The sequence below is a fragment of the Methylobacterium sp. GC_Met_2 genome, assembly GCF_026540795.1.
Taxonomy (GTDB): domain Bacteria; phylum Pseudomonadota; class Alphaproteobacteria; order Rhizobiales; family Beijerinckiaceae; genus Methylobacterium.
Genome location: NZ_JALNUM010000027.1, coordinates 1 through 12,891, shown reverse-complemented (window position 1 = coordinate 12,891; position 12,891 = coordinate 1). Strand labels below are relative to the sequence as shown.

The window sequence follows — 12,891 nt, the reverse complement described above, 5'->3', positions numbered from 1 at the left end:
TCGGGGCCGCCGGCACGAAAGTCCAGGCGGCGCGGCACTAGTGAGCGGGTGTAGCTCAGGGGTAGAGCACAACCTTGCCAAGGTTGGGGTCGAGGGTTCGAATCCCTTCGCCCGCTCCAATTCACTCGGACAGATCAGAACGCGATTACAGCGCGTTAGCAGAGGCCACCTTCGGGTGGCCTTTTGCGTTCCTGGCCCCCTGGTCCCGTTATTGGTCCCGAAACGTGCGAAAACCCCGCCCGGGAGACCCCCGGCAGGGTGGAAGGCGATCGCAGGCCCCGATTGAAACGGGACCGGCCATTCGGTTGCAGGCCGACGCTCTCACGCGCCGTGGACAGTCCCAAGCCAGGAATTTCCGACCTCGTGTGCGCTGTCGCACATAGACGGTTTTTAGCCGATCGAGGGATTTCAGCGCCGGCCACCCGGATTCCCGCGGGCGGCTAAATCCTGCGTCAGGGGGCGAGCCGGCCGAGATACTTCGCGTCCTCCGGATCCGGCGGCGCGAGGATCTCGGGTTGGGCTTCCAGCAGCGGCCCGACCGCGGCCGCGATCTCCCGCTTGTCGAGGAGACGGTAGGCCCCGTCGCGCAGCAGGATGACGGCCGGGGCGGGCTTGAGCTTCTTGGCCCCCTTCTCGGGCGTCAGGTACACGCCGTCGTACCCGGGGGGGCCGGGCTTGAACCACACCACGAGGGCGTCCGGCGTCTGCTGCCTGAACCAATCCGACGTTGCGATCCAGGCCGCGCAGGCCTCCTTGGCCACGCGCTTCCGGTTCACGTTCGACAGCTGGGACGCCAGGAACAGCGCGTGCCCGGCGAGCTCGCCGACCGGCAGGGGCGTGAACACGATCTCGCCGGGGGGCGCGTCGACCCGGGTGAAGGTCTCGATGACGGGTTCGGGTTTGACGTCGGACATGCCCGCATGATGCGGGCGAGCCGTTAACCGCCCGTCAGCCGGCGGAGCGGCCGGCCTCGCGGGCCCGGCGCTCCGGACCGAGCTTCCTTGCCAGGTCCGCCGGCCGCTGCGCCCGCACGAAGCCGCGGCTGACCTGCCCCGAGATCTCGGCCATCTCCGTCAGGGCATCGCCGAGCGCCCTCCTCAGGGCGTCCCTCGCGTCGCCGTCGGCGGCCTCCATGTACGCCCGCTCCATTTCGTCCACGAGCACCTCCATTGATTCGCACATGAGAACGAATGGAGAACAAATTGGTGCGGGAGTCGATCCCTGGACGCGACGTTTCGGCCCTCGGTCAGACGAACCAGCTGACCACCAGGGCGACCGCGATGCCGAGGCCGACCTGCAGAACGGTGGAACGCAGGCGGTCGATCGCTGCGGTCAGATTGGCGGCATCCAGGTTGGGGACGGGATCCGCGGGAGCCTGAGGCGGCGGCCCCTGTTCCGGCACCCCATCATCCTCGTCGACCTTCGGCTGCGGCGCGTCGCTCCAGCTGAGATGGCGGACGGTGCCGCGGGCCACCTCTGGGCTCTCGCTCGCGTTGTCCGCATGGGGAGCCAGATACCAAGTGACGCCGTAGCCGGGCGGCGTGTGCTCGTCGCCCTTCGTGATCCAGAGATCGAGCTTCACGCCGAGGTGGAACGACGGCATCTCGCCAGCGCGGTAGGCCGCGAGCATCGCGGCCATGTCCATCTCGGGGATCCAGCACTCCAGGAACCAGGCGTCCTCGCTCTTGAACTCCCGGTCACCGGCGATGAAGCCGAGCACGCCGGTGAACGGGGTGTAGCCGTTGCCGTCCTCCTGGGGGATGGCGGGCCGGATCGTCACGGGCAGGACCCGGCACGTGTCGCCCCATCCCGCGAGCCGGACGGTGTCCCTCCGGATCGCGGCCATCCCGGACAGCTGGGGTGTCCGGCTGATGGTCCCGTAGTCCGTGGAGACGGCCTGACCCATCTTGAGGTTCGAGACCTCGACCCAGAGGGTCCGATAGGGGTCGTGGTGCCACTCTCCCTCGACCTCCGGGATCGCCATCGTCCCGTCCGTGACGATCGATTTCAGCCGCGCGCGTTTGTCCTGTCTCGCCATGTGCCCCCCCGAGGTTGAGGCACTCTCGCGGGCTGGCGACGCCCCGTCCAGGGCTCCCGTCCTTAGGCCTGCCTGCGTCCCACGCGGCGCCGGTCGTTGCGGGCCTCGCGCTCCACGGCGTGCCCGATCCACAGGGCGAGCGCGTCCCGGATCCGGGACTCCCGCGCGGCCGGGCCGTCCCCGGGATCCGCGGCGATGATGCGCTCGACGGTCCTCGTGGCGCCGCGGGCGAGCTCGTCGATCGTGGACTGCCTCACCACAGGTCTCGCACGTAGCCGAACTCGACCCGCTCGACCCGCTCGACCCGCTCGACGTCACCCTCGCCGATGAAGGTCTTCGATCCGACCGGACTGAACGTCATTCCGGCCACGATGTCCCCGGCGTTGAGGCCCTCCGGCGGGGTGTACGAGCCCGCGTCGATGGCGGCCTGCACGCGCTTCCTCAGGTACTCCGCGAGCGGGCAGGTCGGCTCGACCTTGAAGACGGGGTCGGCAGAGAGCTTCAAGTCGGCGAGCGCGACGGACCAGGACCCATCCTTCGAACCCTCGTTACCGGTGACCGTCGCCTGCAGGGTTCGGCAGGTCACCACCCCGCGCAGCGACTGGAGAGCCACGCGGTTGAGGTGCATCCTGTCCGTGGACAAGGCGAATGTACCGTCGCCGTTGGGGGTAAGTGTCGCCTTCGTCATGCCCGCCTCCGTGCCTTGGCCTCGGAGGCCCGGCGCGTCTTGCGGTTGGGGCCGGCGTCGTCGGGCCGGCGGAAGGCCAGCGACGCGACGAACGGGCTCATCTCCCGGCAGGTCACATCGAACTCGGCCGCGAGCTCGGTGGATCGTGCCATGCGCTCGACCACCTCGCGCACGCCCATGCGCCTCAAGGGGATCCGGCGACCGGCGATGTGGATGCTCTCGCTCATGCCCGTAGCCCCTGCAGCTGCCTCTCAATGCCGAGGCGGACGGCGATGGCGTGGCGAACCTGGCGGACGAATTCCTCGGAGGGGTCCTCGCGGAAATCGTTCGGGGTGCAGTGCCAGGCGCAGTAGACGATCACGGCGTCGCCCTGCGTCACCCTCGAGCCGTTGACGGTGACGACGTCGCCTTAGGTCCCGATCCGGATCTCTTCGCTGTCCGAGGGGAGGCCGATCGCTTCGAGGGCTTCCCTCGCGATCGGCCCGTTGATGGAGGCAACCCATAGGGACGACATCTCTCCCGGCATGACCACGGCCATCCGGGGTGGCGTCATGCGGAAGGGCGTCTCGGTGTAGATGCGCATGGTCAGGCATCCCGTCCGTTCACATGAGCCTGAAGGCGGCGCAGCCCGGTGCTCATCCAGCGACCAGCGTCGAGCATCCCGAGAGCGAAGGCCGCGCCCATGGTCGCTCCCTGCTGAGCCGCATGCGCAGCCGCAGGATCTCCCTCCCGCCATGTCCGGCGTGAGATCAGCGCCTCCAGCGTACCGGCCGAGGTGTCGCAGTCGGCTTGGGCCGCCAAGCGCCTGGCCGTCCGCGGGATGGCGTGTGCCGACAGGCCTGAACGCCGGAGCTGTCGGCGGATGCCACGCTCAGACTTGGTCATGCCGGCCTCCGTGCCTTGGCCTCGGCCGCCCGGCGCTGCTCGGCGAGCAGGCCGTCGAGGCTGTCCCGGAGCGCCCGGACGAGCGTCATCCCATCGATGTCGTCGGGGTCCGTGCAGGCCTCGGCCTCGCGCAGGGCGGCCCGCACCGCGGCGATGTCGTCCTCAATCGCGACGTGGCGCTTGGGCGCCTCGCCACCCAGCTCCTTGACCTGCGCCATCCCATTTCCCCCATCGAATCCGTGCAGAACAGCAGTCTGCCACGCCCCGAAGATTTCCACTGGACGGCGTCCAAAAATTCGCGCAGCCGGCTGAGTCGCAGGGGGTTCCTTGCATGCCGATCGGGTAGGCTTCGGCCATGAGCATCTTCGAACTCGGCGAGTCCCTCGCCACCGCCCGCCGCCATCGCCGCCTCTCGCAGCGGGCCCTCGCGGCCAAGGCCGACGTAAGCGTCGAGTGGGTGTCCCGCTTCGAGCGCGGTGACAGCATGGAGCCATCGATGCACCGCGTGTTGCGATGCCTCCATGTGCTTGGGCTGGACCTGCGGCTGTCGACGTACAACCAGGGCCGGCCCAGCCTCGACGACCTCATCGCGCAGGACGAGGAGGCCGATAGCAGCCCGGTGCTGAAGGCGGCGCTAGGGCTTGGTTAACCTTAGGAACCCCACTCGGTCCGCAACGGCTGCACATCCCTTGCACCCTGAGCCGGCTTGGCGCACATAGGGGTCACACCGGAGTTCTCGCCATGACCTTCCCTCGCTCGAAACGGATGCATCGCCCCGCCGCCTGAGCCCTGCTCGGCGCGCCCCGCGTGCACTCCCGTTCCAGCGAGATCCCCATGACCGACGACGCCTCTCGGGCGCGCGCCGCTGCCGTCCAGGCCGCCCGTGCCACGCTCCTCGACTCCACCGCCCTGACGGGGCCCCGCCAGCCCGAGGCTCCCATCGGGTCGCGTGCGAAGGCGTTCGGCGGCGAGCACGTGCGGTACGACGCCCGCGTCGACGCCGGCCTGGCTCTCGCCCGGTTCCTCGGCGAGGAGCCCCGGCTCCCGGCCGCGCTAGTCCGGCAGCTCGGGCAGACCCGGCGGGACGTCAGCATCGCCTCCCTGCAGAAGGCGGAGGCGGCGCTGCGCGGGCACGCCAACGCGGAGACCACCTCGGACGCGAGCCGGAACGCCGCGGCGCTGCTGGCGGATGACCTGCTTTTCGCACAGGCGGCGCTGGGGTCCGCCAAGGCGGCGGCGTGCTGCAGCTCGATCTGCTTGCGCCTGGCGCTGGCGTCGGCCTCCAACGGGCATCACGCCGCCGCTTGGCTCGCCCTGCGGAACGCCCTTCGATACTGCAGCGACGCCACGGAGGAGCTGGACGAGGCGGGGTACGTTTCCGAGGACCAGGCCAGCAGCCTGGCGCCGTACGACAACCACGTGGCCCGATTCGCCGAGACGCTCGCGATCATCGCGGCGGCGCACCGGCAGATCGGCGTCGAGGAGGACCTCGCCCGCGGTGGCGCCGGCGGCACCGCCAAGGACTGGGTCGACGCGCAGGCGGACGGCCTCGCCGCGCTGGCGCAGCTGGACTGGCCCCTCGGCGACGGAGGCTGGAGGGACCGGGCGGCGCGCGCCACCCCGACGCTCGTCGTCCTAGCCAAGGGGGCCTTGGACCACCTACCCGGTTCCGAGACCACGGGCTCATCGCGGACGTCGCGGGGGTCCACGCCGCGCGCGGAGTTCAACACGCTCGCCGGGGAGGCCCTGCCGCTCGTCCATGGCGTCGACGTCGTGGCCGTCGGCAAGCTGCTCGACGCGCGGTTCCCGTGGTTCACGGACCTCACCGCGCTGCTGCTGCGGGACCTCGCCAACGGGGGTGTAGCCCGGCTGCGGAACACTCTCGCGGTGTCGCCGCCGGGCAGTGGGAAGACGAGCTACCTGCAGGCGTTCTGCGAGGCGGCCGGGATCCCGTGCGTCCTCTACAACGCCGCCGGCGTCGCCGACGCCGCGTTCGGAGGAACCTCGCGCCAGTGGAGCACGGGGCGCGCAAGCGTCCCGTTGCAGACGATCCAGCGGCTCCGCGTCGCCAACCCCGTAATCATCATCGACGAGATCGAGAAGGCGGGTACGAGGTCGGAGAACGGGCGCCTCACGGACTCCCTGATCGCCCTGCTGGAGCCGGCAGGGAGCCGCGCCTTTCACGAGGTCTATCTGGAAACGAACGCCGATCTGAGCGGCACCCAGTTCCTGGCGACGGCCAACGGGACGGGAGGCGTCCCCGGCCCCCTCCTGGACCGCTTCCGCGTCGTGCACGTCGGCCTTCCCAGGGCCGAGGACCTCCCCGTCGCGGCGGCCAACCTCGTCGCCGAGCTCCGCGACGAGCGTGGCCTCGACGCCGGCTGGCTCCCCGACCTCGACGGCGACGAGCTGCATCTGCTGGCGCGCGTGTGGAAGGGGGGCAGCCTGCGCCCGCTCCGCCGCGCCGTGACGACGCTTCTCGACGGCCGCGAGACCCTCGCCCGTCGCCACTGACACCTCATCACTGAAGGAGACCCTCTATGTCCGACGCACGCCCGAATGCCGCCCCGGCCGCCTCCCTCGACGAGGCGATCCTCTCCCTGCGCGCGCGCCGGGAGACGAGCGACCTCCGCTTGGAGGCCGAGCTCTCAGGCCTGTCTGTACTTCACCTGGCGCGGCGGGCGCAGGCCCTCGGCCGCCTCGGGCCCTGCGACGTCGACCGCCTCGTCCAGGGCGTCGTCCGCCTCGTCGACGCCCTGCCGGGCACGCGCGGAGACAGGGCGTGAAATCCGCGCGCGGCCCCCCTCTGCCCAATCCGCATCCCAGGAGATCTTCCCATGCTCATCGACGAATTTCGCACCATCGCCGACGACGCCGTGTGCCGCCATCCGGGCCACGCCGACGTCGCCCCCACGGGCGTCAGCCCGAGCCCTCACGGCCCCCTCGTGACGTGGACGGGCGGCAGCGTGCTCCCCCGGCAGGACGACGGCAGGACAGTGGCGCCGCCCCCCGCGCAGGACGTCCTCCGCGTCCTGGCGCGCACCCTCGCCCTGCGCTGGCAGACCGGCCGCGCCGTCGTCCCGGACGACTGGGACGCCACCCTGCGGGCGCGCCACCCGAGGACGTTCGAGGACGGCGGACCGTACTCGGGTGGCGGGTGGCGTTGGCTATGGGAAGCGGGCGCGAGCCTGATCTCCGAGGCCGGCGCGACGGGATTCCGCACGACGCAGACGAAGGAAAAGTTTGCGCAAGCGCGATGGTATTACTCAATCGAAGGCAAGACTAGGAAGGCGATGCGCAATGAAGTCAACACTATAGTTGACTGCGTAGAGCACCTGTCGGCCTTCATCTGCGAGACGTGCGGAGCGCCTGGTCGGATCCGGCACGGAGGCTGGTCGAAGGCCTGCTGCGACGCCCATGCCGCCGGGAAGAAGTGACGTCTACCGCAACCTGACGCGCCGGCTCTGGTCCGTGCGCGTCGGCGGCCGGGTCGTCGGCCACGTGCCGGCGATCGTACTTGCCGACGTCGTCCTCCGGGCGTCGGAGGCGAGCCGGCAGCGGTGCCTCAGGACGGGGGCCCGCGACGTCCACGCGTGGGCGTCCGGCACGGTGGCGGAGGGGGCGCGGCCGCCCTCGGCGGTGAGGCTTCGATACCGGATCGGGTGTCCCGGATTCAGGACGAATGGACTGTGCGTCACGCGGGCTGCGCGGGCGTGGTTCGAGGCCGATGGATCGGCTTGGTGCGTGGGAGGGTGGGATGACGAGGCTCTGGATTTTCTCTGACGTGCACGACGACGCCGACGCCTGGGAGGGCCCGGCCGTGCCGGCCTGCGAAGTCGCAGTCGTGGCCGGGGACGTCGCCGACGGCCTGACGCGGAGGTCCATCCCCTGGCTCGCGGCGTGCGTCGTGCCGTTCGTCCGGACCGTCGTCTACGTGCCGGGGAATCACGATTTCTACGGGTCGCGTTGGCAGAGTGAGCTGGAGCGCGGGCGCGAGGCCGCGGCCGCCGCCGGGATCCACCTGCTGGCCGTTGGGGAGACCCTGAACGTCGAGGGCCTCCGGATCGTCGGCGCCACGATCTGGACGGACTACCTGCTTCTCGGCGAGGCGTGGCGGGCGCCCACGATGGCCTCGTGCGGGGACCGGTCCGCGGGCATGCGAGATCACAGGAAGGTCAAGGTCCGGCTGCCATCGGGCGAGACGAACGCGTTCCGTCCGAGCGCGGCCGCCGCGGAACACGTGACGCAGCTCGGTCGGATCGAGCGCGCGCTTGCGGAGCCGTGGGACGGCCCAACGGTCGTCGTCACGCATCACGCCCCGCACCCCGCGTCGCTCGGGCGGCAGGGGCCGCTGCAGGCGATCGATGCCGCGTACGCCTCGGACTGCAGCCGCGTCCTCGAAGGGGAGCACGCCCCGGATCTCTGGATCCACGGGCACATCCACCGGTCCGCCGACTACCGGATCGGTGGGACCCGCATCCTCGCGAACCCGCGCGGCCGCCGGGGCGAGAACCCCGCCTTCGACCCGTCCCTAGTCCTGGAGATCTGACATGCGTGCGCTCGCCATCCTCGCCCTGCTCGCTGGCCCGGCCGGGGCGGACCCCTACCAGCCCGCCCCGGGCCTCTATTGCCCCAAGGGGGCCGACGTCCCCGCCATCGTCGTCGGGCCCGCCCCCGGCGAGGTCGGCATCGATCTGATGGAGTGCCACGGGGCGAGGATCTCAGGCGGCCGGGTGACGGCCTCCCGGTGCTACGGCAACGGGGGCCGGCCGGTCCCCTACGAGGCGGAGCTCAGCCTCCTGCCCAGCGGCGTGCTGCTGCACTACGGCGTCCGGTACCGGCGGCGGCCGTCCGGGGGGCCGTGCCCGTAGGCCACCGAGCGCCTGGATCGGGGGGTGCTGCAGCGCGCTCCACGAGCGAGGCCGGATTTCGCTCGCGGTGTAACGCCGATCGCGCGGACTGAAACGCGCGAAAATATGCTGAGAGCGTGCCGAGACCGTGCGCAGGCGTGCCCGGGCCGGGTTGCCAATGATACCGAACCGGCCTTCGCTCCCATTTCGCTGCACCAGATTTCAGGCACGAAAAAGGGGCCCGGTCACCCGGGCCCCTCGTCACCACTCAGAGTCTGAGGGGTGTCAGTCGAACAGGTCGGGCTCCCGTGCGGCCCGCCAGTCGACGGAGACGCAGAGCTCGCGTCCGTAGTGGAGGATGCCCTCGACGTCATCTTCGGCGTCGCACGGGGCTTGCCGCCGTACTCCTCGATCCGGACGCGGAACAGGGCACGGTCGATGAGGTCCTGCCGGGGGAGGTTCGACCTGTTCAGATCCAACAGGTCGCCGCGCTCCTTCAGCCAAGCGATGAACTTGTTCGGCTTTTGCCCGAGGGCCTTGCCACCGGCCTGGAGGCTGTAGAGCTCCTCGCTCTCGGCGAACCGCTCGACGCACTCCACCGCCGGCAGGGCCCGCTGTACCTGCCGCTGCGAGGCGGTGAGCTGGCGAGAGGTGTCGATGAGCTCCTGGTCTGTGATGACGAGGCGCTCGACGAGGGCGTCCTCCCGATCCATCGGGGCCAGGAGCATCCTCCTTAGCACCCTGTTGTCGTCGAGGTCCTCGGGGATCGCGACCGGCGTCGGGGCGGGTGCCACGGCGTAGGAACCGGTCCGCCGGATCTCGGGGAGGACCTCGTTCATCGCCCACCGACGGAACCGCCATGCCGTCGCGCCCTTCACGAGGGCACGCTGGCTGCGCATCAGCAGGGTGTAGAGACCGCCCTCGGTGATGACCAGGACCTCGCCCTGGGGATGCCCTAAGAAGATCTTAGCCCTCTCGTCCTCGTCGAGCGCCTTGAGCGAGACGGACGGGTTCGAGAGGCGGGCGGCCTTGCAGACGTCGGCGCCGACGAACCAGGGCTGCCCGTCGATCTCCACGACGCGGATGTCGTGGTTGTCGAAGCGGAAGATCGAGATCGCCGGCGCGGCCGGGATGCGGACGATGGCGTTCACGCGCGCCTCCCGTCGGTGGCGAGGGGTACGGCCACGAAGGCGATGTTCGGGGGCAGTAGGCCGGCGATGTCCCGCGCGGTCTCGGGCGCACCGATGACGATGCCCCGCTCGTACTGTCTGTTCTCGGCCAGGCATTCGACCATGTCGTGCAGGTCGCTCACGACGGCGGCCCGGCAGACGTAGACGCAGGGCACGTCTTTCCCGTCGATCAGGACGTGCCAGAAGGCCCGGGCGAACGGGCGGACTTTGCTGACCTCGGCGCCCGGCAGAAATGCGCCCGGGTCCCGGCGGAAGATCGCCTCGCGCGCCTTGTCGTTCTTCCCGCCCGGCGCGTCGTCGCCGGTCACCAGGAGGAGGCGGTCACGCGCAGCGGCTTTGGCGGCCTCGATCCGGAGCTCGATCGTACCGAGGACGCTCCTGCGCAGCATCGGGAACGCCGGCTCGGCAGTGCGCTCCAGGAGGAACGACCGCGCCGCGTGGGGATCCTCGACGCTCATGGCCGCCGCGATCTCAAGGACCGAGGCCTCCTCGAAGCGCTCGGCGTACTGCGAAATTCCCTGGGCGAGGGACGCGGCGAGGCTACCGTTCGGGGCGGTCGTGGTGGTAAGGTGGGTGCACGGTTCGGTCACGGGGATGCTCCTGTGGCTGACCAGGCCTCGGCGGCGTTCGCGCGCTTCCGGGGCCATTTTTTTCGCCAGTGGATCCGGCGATGTCGGCACGAATCGAAGGTTATCACCTTCTTCTGAGAACGCGATTCGATGTGCCGTCATTGCACGTTTCGGGCGCTTTGGTGATAATGGCCTTCCATCGAATCCGGCTCGGAGTGCCTCGTCGTGTATCCCTCCCCAATGCAGCTGCGCGCCGCGCGGACCCTCGTCGGCCTGACGCAGGACGAAATTTCCCGACGCGTCGGCCTGTCCCAGAGGACCATGGTCGCCGTCGAGATGAGGAAGTCGTCCCTGAGCGCGCTCCACTCCGTGATGGGGTTTTACGCCGGCTTGGGCATCAGCTTCTCAGGCACGCCCGACTACACGGTGCAGACCGTCACCTACACGCAGGCGACGCCTCCGGACGTGCCCCCGATCCCGGACACGTAAGGGGATGTCTGGCGGGCGGTGACCTGCGCGCGGCGCGGTTCGCTGCCGCGATGAGTTTGCCTCGGTAGCGCCCGCCCCACCGTGCCAGGACGCTCTCCACGCCCTCGCTCGCCAGCGTGGCCCGCACGGCGGCCGCGGTTGGGGTGGGCCTCAGCCGACTCTCCCAATCCTCCTCGTGGACTGAGCGGACCGCGCGAATCGGTCAGGTGTAGTCAACGGGCACGGATGCGTCCCCAAGGGCGGCGCAAGCCGATCGGCATGCCCGGTAGGTCGGGACAGGGTCGGCGAGGATGCCGACTCGCAGCAGGCCTGCGAAGGTGAGTAGGAACGCCTGGTTACTGGGCATCACGCCTCGGCTCCGATCCTACCGGCGTCGATGTGCTTCACGGCCGACAGGGCCCGCTCCAGGGCCGCCGCGAGGTCGTCGGGTAGACCCCGATCGGGTTAGGAGTTCGAGCCACCAGCTCACCAAGCTGTTCGCGGATTCGATATGTCCTCACGGCATCAGGCGACGGCCGCATGCGAGCACAAATAAATTTTCGACCGCATTAGAGCCCCGTGGAGCCGTCCACGGGGCTTGTTGGCTGAATCCTCCGGTGCCTCGAAGTTAGGCCGTGGGCGAGGCTGAAATCGATGCTTTACCCCCGTGAGATCATGCACCCCGTCGGGGCGGTAGAACTACTGGTCTCGCGAAGTATATCAGCTGATCTCCAAAACACAGACCCATAGACTAAGGCTAATGTCGAGCGGATCATCGGTCCCGACACGGCGGTGTGGTGCCTGACGTGTCGATGGATACGACATGCTCAACACGGCACAGGCGCGCGACCGCGCCCTCGACTTCCACTGGCGCATCCCGGAGAACATCCTCTCGGCCGCCGGCATCCCCGACATCCCCGATCGCAGGCAGGACGTCGCCAGGCGCAGCGTCCTCGCGGCCGCGTGCATCGCGGCCGACATGGCGCCCGGCGAGGATCGCTGGGTCAGCTACTCGCGCCGCAAGGCGTTCTACGCCGGTCAATCGCGGTACATGGGCCTGCCCTACACCTACGACCGCGTGCTCGCCGCCGTGGCTGAACTCGTCGAGCTCGGGCTGATCGAGGAGGTCCGGGCCCGCCCTGGCGACCACCTCTCCACCGGGATGCAGAGCCGCCTGCGTGCGACCCCCGACCTCGTCCACGCCTTCCGCGACGCGCCCTTCGAGTACGAGACGCGTCGCTGCCGCCTCATCCTCAAGGACGAGGCCGGCGACGTCATCGGCTACGACCCGACACGTCAGACGCGACGCCTGGAGGCCGAGCTCGACCGCATCAATGCCTACCTCGGCAACGTCTCGGTCACGATGCCGACGGGCGACGGGTGGGAGCACGCCACGCGCGTTGTCCGGGCCCGCAACGACCGCAAGGAGAAGGGGACGTGGGCCAGCGTCGTCCCGACCCCGAGCCCCGAGGTTTACCGCGTGTTCGGCCGTGGCCGTTGGGACCGCCACGGCCGGCTCTACGGATGGTGGCAGAACCTCCCCAAGGGACGCCGTTGGGAGCTCCTCATCAACGGCGAGGCGGCCTTCGAGCCGGACTTCGCCACCCTCCATCCGCGGATCCTCTACGCAGCCCGTGGTCACGTCTTGCGCCACGATCCCTACGTCACGGGGACATTTCCCCGTGACGAGGGCAAGCTCGCCCTCAACGTCGCCTTGAACGCGAAGACCATGAACGCGGCAGCGGCGGCCATTATGGACAAGGACGACTGGGAGCACGGCTGGGACTACACCCGCGGCCTGCTCAAGGCCGTCGTGGCGCGGAACACCCCCATCGCCGCAGACATCGCTGCAGACCGTGGGATCCGCTGCATGGCCGTAGACAGCGCCATGGCGGTGGATGTCCTCAAGGCCTGCGAGAAGGCGTCCATCCCCTGCCTGCCCGTCCACGATAGCTTCATCGTACCGGCCTCCAAGGGCCCGTGGATGGAGGCCAAGATGGACGAAATCCTGACGGGCGTTCTCGGCGCTGTAACCCGTTCTCCCTCAACGATAATCGGGTGATTGGTTCCACATATGGGCCCCTGGCCCCCCGTTGTCCCCTTGGGCCCGGGCCTCCTGGTTCCCCGCGGGTCGTCATCCCGCCGTCGTCCCCCTGCTACCTTCTCCGTCGCTGCCGCCCGCCCCGTTCCCTGGTGTAGCTCA

20 protein-coding genes and 1 tRNA gene are annotated in these 12,891 nt (G+C 69.7%); 9 read left to right on the top strand and 12 right to left on the bottom strand.

Translation table 11 applies throughout. The features are described 5' to 3' along the window. Window positions 1-44: 44 nt before the first annotated feature. Window positions 45-119, top strand: a tRNA-Gly gene (locus OXS49_RS12070). 333 nt (window positions 120-452) lie between these two features. Here OXS49_RS12070 and OXS49_RS12065 read toward each other — a convergent pair. From OXS49_RS12065 to OXS49_RS12020, 10 genes are all read right to left on the bottom strand, one after another. Further along, a complete protein-coding gene (locus OXS49_RS12065) occupies window positions 453-914 on the bottom strand; it encodes a hypothetical protein (protein ID WP_056251302.1) in 462 nt (153 codons plus the stop codon). A gap of 34 nt (window positions 915-948) precedes the next feature. Beyond that, window positions 949-1,149: a hypothetical protein gene (locus OXS49_RS12060; protein ID WP_346016943.1), complete on the bottom strand. Its 201-nt coding sequence runs from the start codon at window positions 1,147-1,149 to the stop codon at window positions 949-951. A gap of 97 nt (window positions 1,150-1,246) precedes the next feature. Next, window positions 1,247-2,038, bottom strand: coding sequence for a hypothetical protein (locus tag OXS49_RS12055; RefSeq protein ID WP_056251309.1), 792 nt, complete (start codon window positions 2,036-2,038; stop codon window positions 1,247-1,249). 62 nt (window positions 2,039-2,100) lie between these two features. Next, on the bottom strand, window positions 2,101-2,295 hold the full coding sequence (locus OXS49_RS12050; RefSeq protein ID WP_056251407.1) for a hypothetical protein: 195 nt from the start codon (window positions 2,293-2,295) through the stop codon (window positions 2,101-2,103). After that, entirely contained in the window at window positions 2,292-2,726 is a 435-nt protein-coding gene (locus OXS49_RS12045) for a hypothetical protein (RefSeq protein ID WP_056251313.1), read from the bottom strand. Before OXS49_RS12045 ends, OXS49_RS12050 begins: the two co-directional genes overlap by 4 nt. Further along, window positions 2,723-2,953 (bottom strand): hypothetical protein, encoded by a 231-nt coding sequence (locus OXS49_RS12040; protein WP_056251317.1) that lies wholly within the window; start codon window positions 2,951-2,953, stop codon window positions 2,723-2,725. Before OXS49_RS12040 ends, OXS49_RS12045 begins: the two co-directional genes overlap by 4 nt. After that, window positions 2,950-3,105, bottom strand: coding sequence for a hypothetical protein (locus OXS49_RS12035; RefSeq protein ID WP_156462899.1), 156 nt, complete (start codon window positions 3,103-3,105; stop codon window positions 2,950-2,952). Before OXS49_RS12035 ends, OXS49_RS12040 begins: the two co-directional genes overlap by 4 nt. Before the next feature lie 30 nt (window positions 3,106-3,135). Further along, window positions 3,136-3,309 (bottom strand): hypothetical protein, encoded by a 174-nt coding sequence (locus OXS49_RS12030; RefSeq protein ID WP_156462900.1) that lies wholly within the window; start codon window positions 3,307-3,309, stop codon window positions 3,136-3,138. Window positions 3,310-3,311: 2 nt separating this feature from the next. After that, entirely contained in the window at window positions 3,312-3,611 is a 300-nt protein-coding gene (locus OXS49_RS12025; protein WP_056251320.1) for a hypothetical protein, read from the bottom strand. Next, window positions 3,608-3,829, bottom strand: coding sequence for a hypothetical protein (locus OXS49_RS12020; RefSeq protein WP_056251323.1), 222 nt, complete (start codon window positions 3,827-3,829; stop codon window positions 3,608-3,610). Before OXS49_RS12020 ends, OXS49_RS12025 begins: the two co-directional genes overlap by 4 nt. 137 nt (window positions 3,830-3,966) lie before the next feature. On the opposite strand from OXS49_RS12020, the gene OXS49_RS12015 reads away from it, so the two are divergent. From OXS49_RS12015 to OXS49_RS11990, 6 genes are all read left to right on the top strand, one after another. Further along, window positions 3,967-4,260 carry a helix-turn-helix transcriptional regulator gene (locus tag OXS49_RS12015; RefSeq protein WP_056251325.1) on the top strand — a complete coding sequence of 98 codons (294 nt, stop codon included), beginning with the start codon at window positions 3,967-3,969 and terminating at the stop codon, window positions 4,258-4,260. Between the two features lie 185 nt (window positions 4,261-4,445). Next, entirely contained in the window at window positions 4,446-6,125 is a 1,680-nt protein-coding gene (locus OXS49_RS12010) for an AAA family ATPase (RefSeq protein ID WP_056251328.1), read from the top strand. A 26-nt stretch (window positions 6,126-6,151) separates the two neighbouring features. After that, window positions 6,152-6,397 (top strand): hypothetical protein, encoded by a 246-nt coding sequence (locus OXS49_RS12005; RefSeq protein WP_056251331.1) that lies wholly within the window; start codon window positions 6,152-6,154, stop codon window positions 6,395-6,397. A gap of 51 nt (window positions 6,398-6,448) precedes the next feature. Next, window positions 6,449-7,048, top strand: coding sequence for a hypothetical protein (locus OXS49_RS12000; RefSeq protein WP_056251334.1), 600 nt, complete (start codon window positions 6,449-6,451; stop codon window positions 7,046-7,048). A gap of 245 nt (window positions 7,049-7,293) precedes the next feature. Next, complete coding sequence (locus OXS49_RS11995) at window positions 7,294-8,160, top strand: metallophosphoesterase (protein ID WP_147858679.1); 867 nt, start codon at window positions 7,294-7,296, stop codon at window positions 8,158-8,160. Between the two features lies 1 nt (window position 8,161). Then, window positions 8,162-8,482 carry a hypothetical protein gene (locus OXS49_RS11990; RefSeq protein WP_056251344.1) on the top strand — a complete coding sequence of 107 codons (321 nt, stop codon included), beginning with the start codon at window positions 8,162-8,164 and terminating at the stop codon, window positions 8,480-8,482. A 224-nt stretch (window positions 8,483-8,706) separates the two neighbouring features. Here OXS49_RS11990 and OXS49_RS11985 read toward each other — a convergent pair whose 3' ends face one another. Both OXS49_RS11985 and OXS49_RS33625 read right to left on the bottom strand, forming a co-directional pair. Beyond that, window positions 8,707-9,612 carry a BRO family protein gene (locus OXS49_RS11985; RefSeq protein ID WP_056251347.1) on the bottom strand — a complete coding sequence of 302 codons (906 nt, stop codon included), beginning with the start codon at window positions 9,610-9,612 and terminating at the stop codon, window positions 8,707-8,709. Then, window positions 9,609-10,241 carry a hypothetical protein gene (locus OXS49_RS33625; RefSeq protein ID WP_162240219.1) on the bottom strand — a complete coding sequence of 211 codons (633 nt, stop codon included), beginning with the start codon at window positions 10,239-10,241 and terminating at the stop codon, window positions 9,609-9,611. The genes OXS49_RS11985 and OXS49_RS33625 overlap by 4 nt, the downstream gene beginning before the upstream one ends. Window positions 10,242-10,445: 204 nt before the next feature. Here OXS49_RS33625 and OXS49_RS11975 point away from each other — a divergent pair, with 204 nt between their 5' ends. Together OXS49_RS11975 and OXS49_RS11970 are read left to right on the top strand one after the other, a co-directional pair. After that, complete coding sequence (locus OXS49_RS11975; protein ID WP_147840852.1) at window positions 10,446-10,709, top strand: helix-turn-helix domain-containing protein; 264 nt, start codon at window positions 10,446-10,448, stop codon at window positions 10,707-10,709. A gap of 802 nt (window positions 10,710-11,511) precedes the next feature. Next, complete coding sequence (locus OXS49_RS11970) at window positions 11,512-12,750, top strand: hypothetical protein (RefSeq protein ID WP_056251353.1); 1,239 nt, start codon at window positions 11,512-11,514, stop codon at window positions 12,748-12,750. The last annotated feature ends 141 nt before the right edge of the window (window positions 12,751-12,891 follow it).

What these genes read in the sequence shown, in the direction of transcription:
- OXS49_RS11990 (WP_056251344.1), top strand. Translation starts at nt 8,162, where the DNA reads ATGCGTGCGCTCGCCATCCTCGCCCTGCTCGCTGGCCCGGCCGGGGCG.
- OXS49_RS11995 (WP_147858679.1), top strand. Translation starts at nt 7,294, where the DNA reads ATGGACTGTGCGTCACGCGGGCTGCGCGGGCGTGGTTCGAGGCCGATG.
- OXS49_RS12065 (WP_056251302.1), bottom strand. Translation starts at nt 914, where the DNA reads ATGTCCGACGTCAAACCCGAACCCGTCATCGAGACCTTCACCCGGGTC.
- OXS49_RS11970 (WP_056251353.1), top strand. Translation starts at nt 11,512, where the DNA reads ATGCTCAACACGGCACAGGCGCGCGACCGCGCCCTCGACTTCCACTGG.
- OXS49_RS12045 (WP_056251313.1), bottom strand. Translation starts at nt 2,726, where the DNA reads ATGACGAAGGCGACACTTACCCCCAACGGCGACGGTACATTCGCCTTG.
- OXS49_RS12010 (WP_056251328.1), top strand. Translation starts at nt 4,446, where the DNA reads ATGACCGACGACGCCTCTCGGGCGCGCGCCGCTGCCGTCCAGGCCGCC.
- OXS49_RS12020 (WP_056251323.1), bottom strand. Translation starts at nt 3,829, where the DNA reads ATGGCGCAGGTCAAGGAGCTGGGTGGCGAGGCGCCCAAGCGCCACGTC.
- OXS49_RS12040 (WP_056251317.1), bottom strand. Translation starts at nt 2,953, where the DNA reads ATGAGCGAGAGCATCCACATCGCCGGTCGCCGGATCCCCTTGAGGCGC.
- OXS49_RS12000 (WP_056251334.1), top strand. Translation starts at nt 6,449, where the DNA reads ATGCTCATCGACGAATTTCGCACCATCGCCGACGACGCCGTGTGCCGC.
- OXS49_RS12060 (WP_346016943.1), bottom strand. Translation starts at nt 1,149, where the DNA reads ATGGAGCGGGCGTACATGGAGGCCGCCGACGGCGACGCGAGGGACGCC.
- OXS49_RS12005 (WP_056251331.1), top strand. Translation starts at nt 6,152, where the DNA reads ATGTCCGACGCACGCCCGAATGCCGCCCCGGCCGCCTCCCTCGACGAG.
- OXS49_RS12015 (WP_056251325.1), top strand. Translation starts at nt 3,967, where the DNA reads ATGAGCATCTTCGAACTCGGCGAGTCCCTCGCCACCGCCCGCCGCCAT.
- OXS49_RS12055 (WP_056251309.1), bottom strand. Translation starts at nt 2,038, where the DNA reads ATGGCGAGACAGGACAAACGCGCGCGGCTGAAATCGATCGTCACGGAC.
- OXS49_RS12025 (WP_056251320.1), bottom strand. Translation starts at nt 3,611, where the DNA reads ATGACCAAGTCTGAGCGTGGCATCCGCCGACAGCTCCGGCGTTCAGGC.
- OXS49_RS12030 (WP_156462900.1), bottom strand. Translation starts at nt 3,309, where the DNA reads ATGCGCATCTACACCGAGACGCCCTTCCGCATGACGCCACCCCGGATG.